Raw genomic sequence first — 13,217 nt, forward strand, 5'->3', positions numbered from 1 at the left:
TCATTTATCTTTCCGCTGAGCCGGACGATTGCCCCGCCCCGAAGCCGGTCTCGAGCCGGACGGATTGGGCTTGGAGCCGATCAGCAACCCCGCCTTGCGCAGAACATGAAGGATGCTTCCCTCCATCTCCTTGTAAGCGAGCGCCAAGGCCGGTTTGCGAACGATCAGAATCAGATCGATATCCTCCAACAGCTTGCCCGCGTTCAGCCGAACAATCTCCTTCACCATTCGCCTTAAACGGTTGCGAACGACGGCTCCTCCCAGCTTGCTGCTGGCGGATACGCCCATCCGAAAGGATCCCTTCTTCGCCCGTCTGCGCCAATAGACGACAAACTGCGAATTGGCGAACGACTTCCCGTATCGGTAGACCGTATTGAAGTCTTCCCTCTTCCGAAGGCGCAGCTTTCTATGCATAACCACCGCTCCATCTATTCGGAAATCCGCTTGCTCTATGACCGTAGAAAAAAAGACCACCCTCAAGTGGTCTTTCATTAACTATGCCGTCAATACTTTGCGACCTTTTTGGCGACGAGCTTTAAGAACTTTACGACCGTTCTTCGAGCTCATGCGGCTACGGAATCCGTGTACCTTCTTGCGCTTGCTTACATTCGGCTTAAATGTAGGACCCATGAATTCAACCCCCTTACATAAAAACTCACGTCCATCTATTAAACCACGATCGAGCCAGAATGTCAATCAATTGTCTTATTATCCGTATTTCACTTATGCACATGTGCATAAATAGAGAGGCAAAGACGAACCCTCTCGAGCTTTGTCGGAGCGTCTCACATTTTATCAACAATATCTTGTGCTGTGCACAGATTTCATCCACAAGTTATTGAAATTGTGGATAACAGGGGGAAATTCATTGAATTACACGGGTTTGTCTGCTATGATTAGTCATGTCTTTTCCCGTGGATTTCGAAATTCTATCCTCGACTTACTAACACCCTGTGTATAACTTTGTGAACAAACCCCCTATTCGTGGATAAACCTAGTATCAATTCAGGGAATATTGTGGATAACTGGTCGAATTTGCTTCGGCTTTCGTTTTTCCGCTTATTTTTTGTCCTTGCGAAGGGTTAAAGGAGAGAAATTGTCGTGGACAACCACAACAACGATGTCTGGCAGCAGGTGTTGTCGGTCATCCAAACGAAGCTCAGCAAGCCAAGCTTCGACACTTGGTTTAAAGCGACGAAGGCTTCCTTTGTCAGCGAGAACGCCTTTGTCGTAACCGCGCCGACAACCTTTGCCGTAGAGTGGCTGGAAACGCGTTATATGAAGCTTGTTTCTTCGACTCTATCCGACTACATCGGCAGACCCGTTGACGTGAAGTTTTCTATAGAAGAAGTACGGGCGTTCGAGCCGGCAGAGCCTGCCCCGCAGATTGCAATTATGCAGCAGCCTGCGCAAGAAGAACCCATGATGCACATGCTGAACCCCAAATACACGTTCGATACGTTCGTCATCGGGGCCGCTAACCGGTTTGCTCACGCCGCGTCCCTGGCCGTCGCGGAGTTGCCCGCCAAATCCTACAATCCTTTTTTCATGTACGGCGGCGTAGGACTCGGCAAAACCCACCTCATGCACGCCATCGGCCATTATATATTGGAACATAATCCGCACATGAAGGTGCTGTACTTATCCTCCGAGAAGTTCACCAACGAATTTATTAACGCCATCCGCGACAATCGAGGCGAAAGCTTCCGCAACAAGTATCGCAACATCGATGTCCTGCTCATCGACGACATTCAATTCCTCGCCGGCAAGGAAGGAACGCAAGAGGAGTTTTTCCACACGTTTAATGCGCTTCACGAGGAGCACAAGCAGATCGTCATTTCCAGCGACCGTCCGCCCAAGGAAATTCCGACGCTGGAGGAACGGCTTCGCTCGCGGTTCGAATGGGGATTGATAACGGACATACAGCCGCCCGATCTGGAGACGCGGATTGCGATTCTTCGCAAGAAAGCGAAAGCAGAGAATCTCGATATCCCGAACGAAGCAATGATGTACATCGCCAACATGATCGACTCGAACATTCGCGAGCTCGAAGGCGCTCTTATCCGTATCGTCGCTTATTCTTCTCTCACGAACCAGGACATATCCGCCCACCTCGCAGCCGAGGCGCTGAAAGATATATTGCCTACGGGACGCAACCGCCTGATTACGATGCAAGACATTCAGCAGCGCGTAGGCGACTTTTATGGACTTAAGCTTGAGGATTTCAAGGCGCGCAAAAGAACGAAGGCGGTCGCCTTCCCTCGCCAGATCGCCATGTATCTGTCCCGCGAGCTGACCGACTATTCGCTTCCGAAGATCGGAGACGCTTTCGGCGGGCGCGATCATACGACCGTCATCCATGCTCACGAGAAAATCTCTCAGCTGCTCAAGGTGGATCAGGACCTGTACAAAATTATCAACAGCCTGACCGAGAAAATCAAAAACCTGACCTGATTCGATATAAAAATCGCCATAAATAGACAGCAACGCCTATGCACAAAGCGTCCACATGTGGATAGGCGTTGTTTTCGCCATTTTTCGCGGTTATCCACATATTCAGGGTGCCTACTACGACTTTAATATTTAAACATGCTACAATACAGGTAAAACGGTCGTTCCTCCCTGAACAATCGACCCCCTATATACGGAAGATATTCCTTGATTCCTTGAATCGAACAATTGCAAAGCAGCTTTACAATTAACAATGAGGTGAACCCATGAAATTCACGATACAACGCAACGAATTGAACGAAGCCATTCAGCACGTCTCCAAGGCTGTTGCGTCGAGAACGACGATTCCGATTCTGAGCGGGATCAAGCTGGATGCGAGTCACAACGGAATTACGCTGACGGCCAGCGATACCGATATTTCGATCCAAAGCTTCATCGCATTGGAGAACGGCAATAAAACGGTGGCAACGGTCATTAAACCCGGAAGCGTCGTGCTGACAGCCAAGTTTTTCGTTGAGATCATCAAGAAGCTTCCGCATGAGGAAGTTCATATCGAAGTGGGAGAACGCTTCCAGACGCTCATCACGTCCGGCGCGACGGAAATCCAGCTCGTAGGGCTTGATCCGGAAGAATTCCCCGTGCTTCCTTCCATCGTTGAAGATCAGGTTGTATCGATTCCGGGAGATCTCCTCAGAGATATGATCAGACAAACCGTATTTGCCGTAACGACGAACGAATCCACCCCGATTCTGACAGGGGTATTGTGGAACCTCAGCAACGGAGTGTATAAATTCGTGGCGACGGACCGTCATCGCTTGGCTAGCCGGCAATCTAATGTCGATGCGGGAGACGTACGCTTCTCCAACATTGTCATTTCCGGTAAAACCTTGAACGAGCTGGCGAAAATCGTGCCGGACCAAAATGTGATGGTGGATATCGTCGTTGCCGAGAACCAGGTGCTGTTCAAGCTCGGCAACGTCCTCTTCTATACAAGGATGCTGGACGGGACTTATCCCGACACTTCCAAGATTATTCCGCAAAGCTTCAAAACAGAACTCGTCCTGAACACCAAATTGCTCAGCGATTCGATAGATCGCGCTTATTTGCTTTCCCGCGAGGAGAAGACGAATATCGTTCGGCTCGTGACGACAGATAACGGAGGGATCGAAATCTCCTCCAGCTCCTCCGAGCTCGGCAAAGTTACCGAGCAGCTCAGCCTGACGGAAATGCGCGGGGAGCCGCTCAAAATCGCGTTTAACTCCAAATATATGCTGGACGTGCTGAAAGTCATCGACAGCGAAGAGCTATTTATCGGCTTTAATGGCGCGATGAGTCCGATCATCATTCGTCCCAACGATCATGAGCTCAGCTTGCACCTTATCCTTCCTTACCGGACGACGAATTGAGGCGAAGCGAATGAAAACGATCGGAATTTCCACGGAGTACATTACGCTCGGACAGTTTCTCAAGCTGGCCGAATGCATCGGAACGGGCGGGGAAGTGAAATTTTTCCTGCAGGAAAAAGAGGTCAAGGTCAACGGAGAGCCCGATAATCGCAGAGGACGCAAGCTAAGAGTCGAGGACGTCGTTGAGGTCGAGGGCTTCGGGTCGTTCAGGATCGGAACTCGATAAAGAATTGCCGAAATTTCCCGAGCCAGTTGGAGAGTGAATGTCGAATGCAATTGAACGCGCTGGAGCTTCAAGGTTACCGCAACTATGATTCCGTCAAGCTGGCAACCGAAGGCGGCGTGAACATTTTCATCGGTCCGAATGCCCAAGGGAAGACGAACCTGCTTGAGGCGATCCACGTCCTGTCCTTAACCAAGTCCCATCGCACGTCCAAGGATAAAGAGCTGATCGGCTGGGATCAGAAGGCGGCGATCATTCGCGCAGGGATGACCCGCAAGCTTGGAGATGTCAGCCTGGAGCTGCAGCTGTCCGCACAGGGCAAGAAGGCCAAGGTTAACGGACTTGAGCAGCGCAAGTTGAGCAGCTTCGTCGGCACGCTCAACGTCGTCCTGTTCGCGCCGGAGGATCTGGATATCGTCAAGGGAGCTCCGAGCGTGCGCCGTCGATTCATGGACATGGAGATCGGACAGGTGCATCCCGGGTATTTGTACGACATGCAGCAATATCAGAAAATTTTGCAGCAGCGCAACAATTATCTGAAGTCGACGGACATTCATCGGGCCTCCCCTCATATGCTTGAAGTATGGAACGAGCAGTTGGCGACGACCGGTGTTAAAATGATGAAAAAAAGGAAAAACTTTATTATACAGCTACAGAAATGGGCGGAGAAGATTCATGCCGGTATTACCGGCGGCAACGAGCATTTCACAGTAGAGTACAAACCGTCATTCGGGACGGCGGCTGGGATGGATAACCAAGAACTTTCTTCTTTATTCGGGCAATTTATGATAAAGTTAACACAGGGCAAGGAACAGGAATTCAGGCGAGGCACGACATTGACCGGCCCGCATCGGGACGATCTATCCTTCGCCATTAACGGCAAGGACGTTCAATCCTTCGGCTCCCAAGGCCAGCAGCGCACGGCGGCGTTGTCGCTGAAGCTCGCGGAATTGGAGCTCATGCACGAAGAAATCGGGGAATATCCGCTCTTATTGCTCGATGACGTACTGTCGGAGCTGGACCAGACCCGTCAGACACAGCTCATTGAGACGTTTCAGAGCCGCGTTCAAACCTTTATCACCACGACAGGCTTGGAGAGCGTGAACATGAATCGTTTGAAGGATGCTTCCATTTTTCACGTGAGAGACGGGCGATTGCTGCGCTAGTTAAGGAGGAACTCCGTGTACATCCATCTGGGCGGGGAAAAAATCATTCGAACGTCGCAGCTTGTCGCGATCTTCGATATTTCGATCGAGCAATCATCGAAGCTGTCGCGTCAATTCGTCTTACATGCGCAGAAGAACAAGGAAGTCGAAACGATCGGCGAGGAAGATCCGAAATCGATCGTCGTCACGGAGCATAAGGTCTATTACTCTCCAATCTCTACGTCCACGCTCAAGAAGCGGACGCGTCATCTGGAAGGGTAACCTACAAGGTGAACGCCTTCCTCAGGAAGGCTGTACCTGTTTATAGGGGCGAAGCAGGCCCGAGACCTGCGGCAAAGGCGCCCCCTTGGTCGTGATTCAGCAGTTGCTACGTAAAGAAGGCGGTGGAAGGTTTGTCCGTTAATCAGCAGAATAATTACGATGAGAGCCAGATTCAGGTACTGGAAGGCTTGGAGGCGGTACGCAAACGTCCGGGCATGTACATCGGCTCGACGAGCGGCAAAGGGCTGCACCATCTCGTCTGGGAAGTCGTCGACAACAGTATTGACGAAGCATTGGCCGGCTATTGTACCCGGATCGATGTCATCATACAAGAAGACAACAGCATTACCGTTATCGATAACGGCCGGGGAATTCCGGTCGGATTGAATACGAAGCTGCAGAAATCGACGCTTGAGGTCGTTATGACGGTGCTTCACGCGGGCGGCAAGTTCGGCGGCGAGGGCTACAAAGTATCCGGGGGCTTGCACGGGGTCGGGATATCCGTCGTAAACGCCTTGTCGGAGCTGGTCGTCGTTACCGTAAAGCGGGACGGGCATATTCATCAGCAAGAATATCGCCGCGGCATTCCGCAATACGATCTGAAGATCATCGGCGACACCGAAGAGACGGGAACCCACACGCGGTTCAAGCCGGATCCGGAGATTTTCACGGAAACGACTATTTACGAATACGACGTGCTCGTCGGACGCATACGCGAGCTTGCGTTCCTGAACAAAGGGATTGAAATCAATCTCAAGGACGAACGGACGGGAATGAGCGATTCGTTCAAATACGACGGCGGGATCGTGGAATTTGTCCAATATTTGAATCGGACCCGCGAGCCGTTGCACGAGAACCCTATCTATGTCGAAGGCTCCAGAGATCATATCCATTGCGAGATCGCGATGCAGTATAATGACGGCTATTCCGAGAATTTGTACTCCTTCGCCAACAATATCAATACTCATGAGGGCGGAACCCACGAATCCGGATTCAAGAGCGCCCTTACGCGGATCATTAACGATTATGCCCGCAAGAACGGCCTGGTTAAGGAGAGCGAATCGAACTTGTCCGGGGATGACGTGCGCGAGGGCTTGACGGCGATTATTTCCGTTAAGATCCCCGAGCCGCAATTCGAAGGCCAAACCAAGACGAAGCTCGGCAACAGCGAAGTTCGCGGAATCGTGGAATCGTTGTTCAGCGAAAAGCTGCTTGAGTTTATGGACGAGAATCCGGCCGTGGCTCGCAAGGTTCTAGATAAGGGGCTTCAAGCCGCAAGAGCAAGGGAAGCCGCGCGCAAGGCCCGCGAGCTGACTCGTCGCAAGAGCGCGCTGGAAGTCAGCTCCCTGCCGGGGAAGCTGGCCGATTGTTCCTCCAAGGACGCTTCGATCAGCGAGCTCTATATCGTGGAAGGCGACTCTGCGGGCGGATCGGCCAAGCTGGGACGCGATCGCCATTTCCAAGCCATCCTGCCGCTAAGGGGGAAAATCCTTAACGTAGAGAAGGCGCGGTTGGACAAGATTTTGTCCAACCTAGAGATTCGGGCGATGATTACCGCTTTGGGAACGGGAATTAGCGAGGACTTTGACATTACGAAGGCCCGGTACCACAAGATCATCATCATGACCGATGCCGACGTTGACGGAGCGCATATCCGCACTTTGATTCTTACGTTCTTCTATCGCTACATGCGCAAGCTGATCGAAGAAGGCTACGTCTATATCGCTCAGCCGCCTTTGTTCAAGATTGAGCGCAACAAGACTGTACGCTATGCGATGACCGAGAAAGAGCGGGATGCGATCATCTCCGAATTCGGCGAAGGCGCCAAGCTGAACATTCAACGCTATAAGGGCTTGGGAGAAATGAACGGAACCCAGCTATGGGAGACGACGATGGATCCGGACAGCCGCTCGATGCTGCAGGTCCGCATAGAGGACGCGATGCAAGCGGACCTCATGTTCGATACCTTGATGGGCGACAATGTAGAGCCCCGCAGGGATTTCATCCAACAATATGCGAAGTTCGTTAAGAACCTGGACGTATAAGATCGGAATCATAAGCAGGGGGTATCTCTAGTTGCGGAGATACCCCCTGCGGATTACGCTTTGCGTTTGCGGACTCTGAACCGGCCGTAAGCAACCGCATAGGAATAGATTCTGCGGAACACGGACCGGTCGGGCAGCTTCTTGAACAGAAAAGGATCGGGCAAGGTATTGACCTCCAGAATCCACGGCTTTATCCGCAGATCGATGGCGATGTCTATTCCGATTTCCTTTATTCTCGGGAATCGCTTGGCCAAGGCTTCCGCGGTTTCGACCCCAAGCTTGCTGAGACGGGCCTCGCAGGCTTTCCGCTGCTCTGTGGTCAAATGCCGCTTTAGCAGAGTCGGGACAGACATCGGAGTCCCTCCCGCATGATAATTGGTTACGATTTTTCGCGGATGCGCAAGGCGGCCGATCATTCCCGTAGATTCCCACCGGCCTTTGGGATTCTTCTGAACCATGATCCGCAGATCGAATCTTCGGCCGGCATATTTCAGCAGATCGATCCCTTGTTGGGCTAAATAGGGCTTTGGCTTCTTCACGTCAAGCAGCTTGCGGAACATCTGATCGAACGAAACGAAGGCGTATTTGGCTTCGCCGGATTGAAACAGATAGGGCTGAGAGGCCTCGTTGCTCTTCTCTACTCGAATGACGCCGTTTCCGAAAGTTCCGTTAACCGGCTTGACATAGATCATCTCGTATTGATCGAGCATTTGCTCGACAGTAGAACGCTGGAATGCGCGAGTATCCGGCACATGCTCCCTTAAGGTAGGGTCGGCAAGAAGAGCATCGGTTTTGGCCCGTTTGCTGCGGACGCGTTGAATGGACATGCGGGTTTCATCCAACCTTTCCCTTCGTCAATATGGTATAATGGAGTTATTGTACATTTTCTAATCTATGACGGAAAACGCCTTGCGGTGTGCAATTGCAAGAGCGTTCTTATCCGCTTGTATATTCGTTAAGGAGGATCTTCATGTCGGAAGAACAACGCTCCCAATCCCAAGTCAGAGATCGCGATATTGGGGCCGAGATGCGGGAATCGTTCATGGATTACGCGATGAGCATTATCGTCAGCCGGGCTTTGCCGGATGTTCGCGACGGCTTGAAGCCGGTTCATAGACGTATTCTGTATGCCATGTCCGAGCTCGGCATGTCCCCGGACAAGCCCTACAAGAAGTCGGCGAGAATCGTGGGAGAGGTCATCGGTAAGTATCACCCGCACGGCGACTCCCCGATCTATGAAGCCATGGTTCGGATGGCGCAGGATTTCTCTCTTCGCTACATGCTGGTCGACGGTCACGGAAACTTCGGTTCAGTAGACGGCGATTTTGCGGCAGCCATGCGTTACACAGAAGCCCGCCTTTCCAAGATCGCGATGGAAATGCTGCGGGACATCAACAAGGAAACGATCGATTACAGACCGAACTATGACGGCGAAGAACACGAACCCGTCGTCTTGCCCGCGAGATATCCGAATCTGCTCGTTAACGGCAATACAGGAATCGCCGTCGGTATGGCGACGAATATTCCTCCTCATAACCTGCGGGAGGTCATTGAGGGAACTCAAGCATTGCTGCGCGATCCCGAATTGACTCCTTACGATCTGATGGAATACATCAAGGGTCCCGATTTTCCGACGGCCGGCCTTATCCTGGGTCGAGTCGGCATCCGTCAGGCGTATGCGACGGGACGCGGCTCGGTGACGATGCGCGCACGGGCGACGATTGAGGAGAACAACGGCAAGGCGAGAATTCTCGTTCACGAGATTCCTTATCAAGTCAACAAGGCCAGACTCGTGGAGAAAATCGCCGAGCTTGTAAGAGAGAAGAAGATCGACGGCATCACCGATCTTCGCGACGAATCCGACCGCAACGGCATGCGTATTGTGATTGAGCTTCGACGTGACGTAACGCCGACGGTCGTGCTGAACAACCTGTATAAGCAAACCCAGATGCAGACGAGCTTCGGCGTGAACATGCTGGCGCTGGTGAATAACGAGCCTAAGGTGCTTAACCTCAAGGAAGTGCTTAGTCACTATATCAAGCATCAGGTTGAAGTCATTAGACGCCGCACGGAATATGACCTGAAGAAAGCCGAGGCTCGCGCGCACATCCTGGAAGGTCTGCGTATTGCGCTGGATCACCTGGACGAGGTTATCGCGTTGATTCGCTCCTCCCGTACGACTGATGAGGCTCGCGAAGGCTTGATTACACGCTTCGGCCTTTCGAACGATCAGGCTCAAGCGATTCTGGATATGCGCCTGCAACGCCTTACAGGGTTGGAGCGCGAGAAGATCGAGCAGGAATACACCGAGCTGCAGGTGAAAATAGCCGAATACAAAGCTATTCTCGCGGATGAGAATCTCGTAAACGACATTATCCACGAGGAGCTTGAAGAGGTTAAGGTGAAGTTCGGGGATGAGCGCCGCACCGAGATTACGGTCAGCGACGACGAAATATTGGATGAGGACTTGATTCCTCGCGACGATGTCGTCGTAACGATGACCCACTCCGGCTACATCAAACGTCTTCCCGTCTCCACTTACCGCAGCCAGAAGCGGGGCGGACGAGGCATTATGGGCATGGGAACGAAGGATGACGATTTCATTGAAAATCTGTTCATCTCGAATACCCACCACTACCTGCTATTCTTCACGAACAAAGGACGCGTCTTCCGGATGAAGGCCTATGAGATTCCGGATTTAAGCCGGACGGCTCGAGGAACGCCGATCATCAACCTGATTCAGATCGAGCAGGGCGAGACGATCAATGCGGTTATTCCGGTAGAGGCCTTCGAGCCTAACCAGTTCCTCTTCTTCGCAACCCGCAACGGGATTGTCAAGAAAACGCCTCTCGACGATTATGCAAATATTCGCAAAGTCGGCCTGATCGCGATTTCCTTGCGCGAGGATGATGACTTGATCGGAGTTAAGCTGACGGACGGCAGTCGGGAGATCGTGATGGGAACAAGCCAGGGCATGTCCATCCGCTTCTCCGAGGATGACGTTCGGGCGATGGGGCGCTCCGCGACCGGCGTAAAAGGAATCCAATTGGACGACGGCGACAAGGTGATTGATATGGATATTGTTCAACCGGAGCAGGACGTGCTAATCGTAACCGCCAAGGGCTACGGGAAGCGTACTCCGATGACGGAATATCGGTCTCAGACGCGCGGCGGCAAAGGAATCAAAACGTTAAACGTGACGGACAAGAACGGGGATATCGTCGGCTTGAAAGTGGTTCAGAACGACGAAGATCTGATGATCATGACTTCTTCCGGAACGTTGATCCGCACCAGCATGTCCGGCATCAATACAATGGGACGGATCACGCAAGGGGTTAAGCTGATCAATATCCGCGACGAGGATTCCGTTGCGACGGTTGCACGGGCGCCGAAGAGCGAGGACAGCGATTCTGAAGAAGTGGAAGGCGAAGAAGACAGCGAATAAGCTGTCTTCTTGCGCTGAAAGCTAGAGGAGGAGATGCGGCATGCCGAATATTCCGATTACACAAATACAGATTGGCGATCGGTTAGGCAGTGATGTTCAGACTGTACTCGGAAGCGTGCTGCTGCAGCAAGGACGGGTACTGTCAGATAGAGACATGGAAATCTTGCAGGCTTTTCTTATCCCGAGCGCGGATATTGAGCGCGAAGGCTTGGAGGATGTGAATGCGGATGCCGCCGCAGAAGAGACTTCTGCGACTACTGAAGTTAAGCTCACCTATCTTCAGCAAGAGTTTCTCCAGATGGAAAAGCTGCTCAAGCGTATTCAGTCCATGATTACGTCCGGGCAGAAGCTTCCTGTCCTGGATTTGCGTAATGGCTTAAATGCGTTAATCGAGCATATGGATGATTATAATGTACTCACATTCATTCCTCCTCCTGCGGCGGGCGCCGTAGACGTGCTTATCCGCAATAGCGTGCTATGCGCGATGACTTCCTATCAGCTCGCGAAGTGGAACAAGTTCCCGGAGAAGGATTGGCTTCCGATTGCCATGGCCGGCTTGCTTCACGATATCGGCAACGTTAAGGTCGATCCGAGTATCTTTAACAAGTCGACAAGACTGACATCGGAAGAATTTCAGGAAATGAGACAGCACAGCGTCTACGGATTCAAGCTGCTGGAGGGAATTGCTTCCCTGAATCAGGGAGTTTGGCTGACTGCCCTTCAACACCATGAACGGATTGACGGCAGCGGATATCCGATGAAGGTCAAAGGGGAGAAGATCCACCCCTATGCCAAAATCGTTGCGATCGCCGATGTGTATCACGCGATGACCTCCAATCGAAACTACCGCAAAGCGGAGTCTCCTTATCTGGTGCTTGAAGAGCTTCATGCCGGCTCCTTCGGCAAGCTCGATCCGTTTTATGTGCAAACCTTCATTGAGAGAACGACGCAGTTCCATAACGGCGTGTTCATCAAGCTGAATGACGGCCGTATCGGGGAAATCGTCTTTACCGATCGCAACCATCCGACGCGACCTATGATATCTGTGAACGGCGAGATCGTGAATTTGGGATTAAACCGTCAATACTACATTTGCGAAGTGTTTTCCACGAAATAAAACGATCAAGCCAGCTTTGTCATAAGAATGATCACAGAAAGAACGGATAGACATAGAGATAACGCCGTAATCGGTTTTGTGCTTTCGATGGAATGCGCAGGCATGATTCGGTGTTTTTTGTTTTCTCGAGAGGGGGAAGCCGGTTTGGAGACTTACGTGGGAATCGACAATTTCGTCAGGACCAGCAAAGGAAAACATTCAGCGACAGGCCGTGGGTGAGGGCGTATGGGCAATTTCCTATTGGGAGCTGGCCATTCGCATTGTTCTCTCGGTCGCGGCTGGCGGGCTTGTCGGCTTGGAACGGGAATGGAGCAATCGCGCGGCGGGCTTCAGAACGCACATTCTAGTGTGCGTGGGCGCGACATCAATTATGCTTCTCTCCATCTACGGCTTCTCGGAATTCGCCGATGAAGCCAACGTTCGCATGGACCCTGCCCGCTTGGCGGCACAAGTCATTAGCGGGATCGGCTTTCTTGGAGCGGGAGCGATCATGCGCAACGGATTTACGATTTCGGGCTTAACGACGGCGGCCTCCCTGTGGGTCGTGGCGGCTATCGGGCTTTGTGTAGGAGCGGGCTTTTACTTCGTGTCGTTGCTGACGACTTTCGTCGTGCTGTTCAGCTTGTTTTTGTTGAATCGGTGGGAAAAGCGTTTTTTCAGCGTGAAGCGCAGGCAGAAGCTTGAGATGAACGTATGCTGTCAATCAGGGCATCTAGGCGAGATTGTGCGATTAATGGAGACTAACGGCGTTGTCGTGGTAGAGATGAACGTAGACAAGAAGGAATCGTCCGAGTCGGAGAAGAGCGACAACAGAGTGAACGTTCACTTTAAGCTGAAAATAAAGGACGGCGATATGCTAGTGAAGCTTGTCGATCAATTGGCAACGCATCCTTATATTCTGAGCTTTCGACAGCTCGTATCCAACCCGGCCTGAGGCCGGGTTTCTCGTTAGTTATAGAAGTAGAAAGAAAAGATTAAAAAAAGACTTGCATGGGTCGTTTCCCTGTGATATATTATAAAAGTCGCCGTTAGCGCGGCGGACGCAAGAAGAAACACCGAATGGTTCTTTGAAAACTGAACATTGAGCGTAAGAAACAAAAACG

The 13,217-nt window shown here is 51.8% G+C and carries 12 protein-coding genes; 9 read left to right on the forward strand and 3 right to left on the reverse strand.

Annotated elements, in window-relative coordinates; translation table 11 throughout:
- Positions 1–414: a ribonuclease P protein component gene (rnpA, locus tag ACFO1S_RS01320; protein WP_204605682.1), complete on the reverse strand. Its 414-nt coding sequence runs from the start codon at positions 412–414 to the stop codon at positions 1–3.
- Positions 415–495: 81 nt separating this feature from the next.
- Positions 496–630 carry a 50S ribosomal protein L34 gene (gene rpmH, locus ACFO1S_RS01325; RefSeq protein WP_027086758.1) on the reverse strand — a complete coding sequence of 45 codons (135 nt, stop codon included), beginning with the start codon at positions 628–630 and terminating at the stop codon, positions 496–498.
- A gap of 471 nt (positions 631–1,101) precedes the next feature.
- On the opposite strand from rpmH, the gene dnaA reads away from it, so the two are divergent.
- The 6 genes from dnaA (at position 1,102) to gyrB (ending at position 7,552) form a co-directional block, all read left to right on the forward strand.
- Positions 1,102–2,454, forward strand: coding sequence for a chromosomal replication initiator protein DnaA (gene dnaA, locus ACFO1S_RS01330; protein WP_204605681.1), 1,353 nt, complete (start codon positions 1,102–1,104; stop codon positions 2,452–2,454).
- 263 nt (positions 2,455–2,717) lie between these two features.
- Positions 2,718–3,857 (forward strand): DNA polymerase III subunit beta, encoded by a 1,140-nt coding sequence (gene dnaN / locus ACFO1S_RS01335; protein ID WP_204605680.1) that lies wholly within the window; start codon positions 2,718–2,720, stop codon positions 3,855–3,857.
- A gap of 10 nt (positions 3,858–3,867) precedes the next feature.
- On the forward strand, positions 3,868–4,083 hold the full coding sequence (gene yaaA / locus ACFO1S_RS01340; protein WP_204605679.1) for a S4 domain-containing protein YaaA: 216 nt from the start codon (positions 3,868–3,870) through the stop codon (positions 4,081–4,083).
- Between the two features lie 44 nt (positions 4,084–4,127).
- A complete protein-coding gene (gene recF, locus ACFO1S_RS01345; RefSeq protein WP_204605678.1) occupies positions 4,128–5,246 on the forward strand; it encodes a DNA replication/repair protein RecF in 1,119 nt (372 codons plus the stop codon).
- Between the two features lie 15 nt (positions 5,247–5,261).
- Positions 5,262–5,507: an extracellular matrix regulator RemB gene (gene remB / locus ACFO1S_RS01350; protein ID WP_204605677.1), complete on the forward strand. Its 246-nt coding sequence runs from the start codon at positions 5,262–5,264 to the stop codon at positions 5,505–5,507.
- A gap of 131 nt (positions 5,508–5,638) precedes the next feature.
- Positions 5,639–7,552 (forward strand): DNA topoisomerase (ATP-hydrolyzing) subunit B, encoded by a 1,914-nt coding sequence (gene gyrB, locus ACFO1S_RS01355; protein WP_204605676.1) that lies wholly within the window; start codon positions 5,639–5,641, stop codon positions 7,550–7,552.
- Between the two features lie 53 nt (positions 7,553–7,605).
- On the opposite strand, the gene ACFO1S_RS01360 is transcribed toward gyrB, so the two are convergent.
- Positions 7,606–8,379 carry a YheC/YheD family protein gene (locus tag ACFO1S_RS01360; protein ID WP_204605675.1) on the reverse strand — a complete coding sequence of 258 codons (774 nt, stop codon included), beginning with the start codon at positions 8,377–8,379 and terminating at the stop codon, positions 7,606–7,608.
- A 143-nt stretch (positions 8,380–8,522) separates the two neighbouring features.
- Between ACFO1S_RS01360 and gyrA the strand changes: the two genes are divergently transcribed.
- The 3 genes from gyrA to ACFO1S_RS01375 all read left to right on the forward strand — a co-directional run bounded on the left by gyrA (position 8,523) and on the right by ACFO1S_RS01375 (position 13,048).
- Complete coding sequence (gyrA, locus tag ACFO1S_RS01365; protein ID WP_204605674.1) at positions 8,523–10,997, forward strand: DNA gyrase subunit A; 2,475 nt, start codon at positions 8,523–8,525, stop codon at positions 10,995–10,997.
- 40 nt (positions 10,998–11,037) lie between these two features.
- Positions 11,038–12,114 (forward strand): HD-GYP domain-containing protein, encoded by a 1,077-nt coding sequence (locus ACFO1S_RS01370; RefSeq protein ID WP_204605673.1) that lies wholly within the window; start codon positions 11,038–11,040, stop codon positions 12,112–12,114.
- Positions 12,115–12,325: 211 nt separating this feature from the next.
- Complete coding sequence (locus tag ACFO1S_RS01375; protein WP_204605672.1) at positions 12,326–13,048, forward strand: MgtC/SapB family protein; 723 nt, start codon at positions 12,326–12,328, stop codon at positions 13,046–13,048.
- The last annotated feature ends 169 nt before the right edge of the window (positions 13,049–13,217 follow it).

It is taken from the genome of Cohnella boryungensis, assembly GCF_042651945.1.
Lineage (GTDB): Bacteria > Bacillota > Bacilli > Paenibacillales > Paenibacillaceae > Cohnella > Cohnella boryungensis.

What these genes read in the sequence shown, in the direction of transcription:
- rnpA (WP_204605682.1), bottom strand. Translation starts at nt 414, where the DNA reads ATGCATAGAAAGCTGCGCCTTCGGAAGAGGGAAGACTTCAATACGGTC.
- rpmH (WP_027086758.1), bottom strand. Translation starts at nt 630, where the DNA reads ATGGGTCCTACATTTAAGCCGAATGTAAGCAAGCGCAAGAAGGTACAC.
- dnaN (WP_204605680.1), top strand. Translation starts at nt 2,718, where the DNA reads ATGAAATTCACGATACAACGCAACGAATTGAACGAAGCCATTCAGCAC.
- yaaA (WP_204605679.1), top strand. Translation starts at nt 3,868, where the DNA reads ATGAAAACGATCGGAATTTCCACGGAGTACATTACGCTCGGACAGTTT.
- recF (WP_204605678.1), top strand. Translation starts at nt 4,128, where the DNA reads ATGCAATTGAACGCGCTGGAGCTTCAAGGTTACCGCAACTATGATTCC.
- ACFO1S_RS01360 (WP_204605675.1), bottom strand. Translation starts at nt 8,379, where the DNA reads ATGTCCATTCAACGCGTCCGCAGCAAACGGGCCAAAACCGATGCTCTT.
- gyrA (WP_204605674.1), top strand. Translation starts at nt 8,523, where the DNA reads ATGTCGGAAGAACAACGCTCCCAATCCCAAGTCAGAGATCGCGATATT.
- ACFO1S_RS01370 (WP_204605673.1), top strand. Translation starts at nt 11,038, where the DNA reads ATGCCGAATATTCCGATTACACAAATACAGATTGGCGATCGGTTAGGC.